This window comes from Sphingobium sp. ba1 (assembly GCF_000743655.1).
Lineage (GTDB): Bacteria > Pseudomonadota > Alphaproteobacteria > Sphingomonadales > Sphingomonadaceae > Sphingobium.
On record NZ_JPPQ01000028.1, the window covers coordinates 887 to 2,899 of the forward strand.

The window sequence follows — 2,013 nt, forward strand, 5'->3', positions numbered from 1 at the left end:
GTTCCGTCCGTCCAATCTCCGCCAAGCATGCTCAAGCTTCACGATTTTTGCAACAGAGCCCCCGCCGTCGCGACCGGTGCGGCCCGCGCGGCGATCGACGGGTTCGGGCCCCGGGCTACAAATTCACGTTCTTTCGATAGCCGAAGCTGTTGTACATGGGCAATGCGGCCGCACCGACCGGCCGGGCGGAATAGCCTTGCGACCCTTCGAATATTCCGGGCGGATGAACGCCCGTCGTCCGGAGGTTCGTCATCGCGGCCCGGGTCGCGTCGCATATCCGGACGCGGATATCGGCGGGAAGCGAGCCGTCGATGACGACCTGCGCGACGTCCACGACGGCGACCGCGTTGATCGCGGCGACCGCCAGATGCCAGCCCGTATCGGCGATCCAGCCATCGAGCATCGCGCCGAGCACGGGCCATTCTTCCGGATTCTGCCACAGGAAGTCCGCGTTCATCCCGGCCGCCTCGATCTGGCGATGCAGATTGACCAGCGACACGCACGACAACAGCTGCCTCGGCTGGGATGCGGTGCCGTCCTTCTCGACGACGAGCATCGATCCGAACGCAGCCGCATTCGCATGGCTACCCTCGATCACCATGTCGTCAAGGACCAGGCCGCCACCGACGAAGGCGCCGATATAGAAATAGACGAAGCCGTGGGGACTGCGCGACTGGCCGAACATGAGCTCGCCGATGCATGCGGCCGTGACGTCGTTCATGATCTGCGGCTCGACCCCGGTCACGGTCCGGACGAGGCCGGCGATATCGAACGTTTCCCATGTCCCGAGCAAATCGCCGGGAACATCGATTTCCTCGGTCCACCGCCATAGCTCTCCGGGCATGGCCACGCCGATCCCGACGATCCGGTCCATGATCCCGGCCGCGGTCGTTCGACACAGTTCCGCCCAGGAGCGGGTCACGAAATGTTCGAGCGCCGCCGGCACCGGATAGCGGAAGACGTGACGATACGCCTCCATCGTGGTCCCGACGAAATCGACCAGGACCAGTTCGAAGCTGCGCCGACCGACCTTCAGCCCGACCGTATAGGCACCGCCCGGATTGAGGGAGAAAGGAACCTTGGGCTGTCCCACCTTCCCCCGGACGAGTTCCTCGCGGCGCAGGCGACCATCGCCTTCCAGACGCCCGACGACATCGGTAAGCGCCTGTCGCGAAAGGCCGGTCCGCGCGGAAAGTTCGGCCTTCGACAATGCCCCGTGGCGCCGGATGATCGAGAGGACGAGGAGTTCGTTATGTTCGCCGACACCAACGATATTGCTGCCGCGGCTCACGCGCTTGCCCTTCTGTCCATGCCTTGATCCTGCGCCAGGTCACGATATCCGGCAAGGGATGTGAAGGGGTTGCGCGCCGTTTTCCGGGTCAGTGGAGCGCGGGACCGGGGGGCGGCGGCTCGTCCGTGGGGGCGCGACGGCGCGCGTCCCATCCAAACAGGGCGACCGCGCCGAAGCACAGGCTTGGCACCCAGAAGGCGGGTCCGATATCGCCGGCAAGATCGGATACCAGACCCTGCAGCCCCACGACGACCGCCCCGCCCGAGATCGCCATCACCAGCCCGGCACCGCCGAGCTTGATGTCGCGGGGGTCCAGCGCGGAGAGGCCGATGCCGTAGATCGTCGGAAACATCAGCGCCATGCATCCGCTGACCGCGACCAGGGCATAGACGCCCGCGACACCGTGCGAGAGCGCGGCGACGGCGCACAGCGCACCTGCCAGAACCGCAAGTCCGAACAACAAGGTCTCCGCCCTCACCCGCCCCATCAACCACGTGCAGATGAAACGGGACAGGAAGAACAGGACCAGTCCGACCGTGTAATAGGTCGCCGCCGCGCTTTCGCTTACGTCCAGGCGGGTCATGACGTAGCGGATCGTGAACGACCACACGCCGACCTGCGCGCCGACGTAGAGGAACTGGATGCCGATCGCGACCAGATAACGGCGGTTGCGCGCCAGCCTTCGCAGGCCTGTTCCGAAGCCCTGCGGCTCGCCGATGTCG

At 65.7% G+C, this 2,013-nt stretch carries 1 protein-coding gene and 1 pseudogene; both read right to left on the bottom strand.

The annotated features are described in order from the left end of the window. Positions 1-115: 115 nt before the first annotated feature. Complete coding sequence (locus tag IL54_RS02190) at positions 116-1,291, bottom strand: ROK family transcriptional regulator (protein WP_037472764.1); 1,176 nt, start codon at positions 1,289-1,291, stop codon at positions 116-118. Positions 1,292-1,379: 88 nt separating this feature from the next. Beyond that, positions 1,380-2,013 (bottom strand): annotated as a pseudogene (locus tag IL54_RS24535) (MFS transporter); the annotation flags it as partial.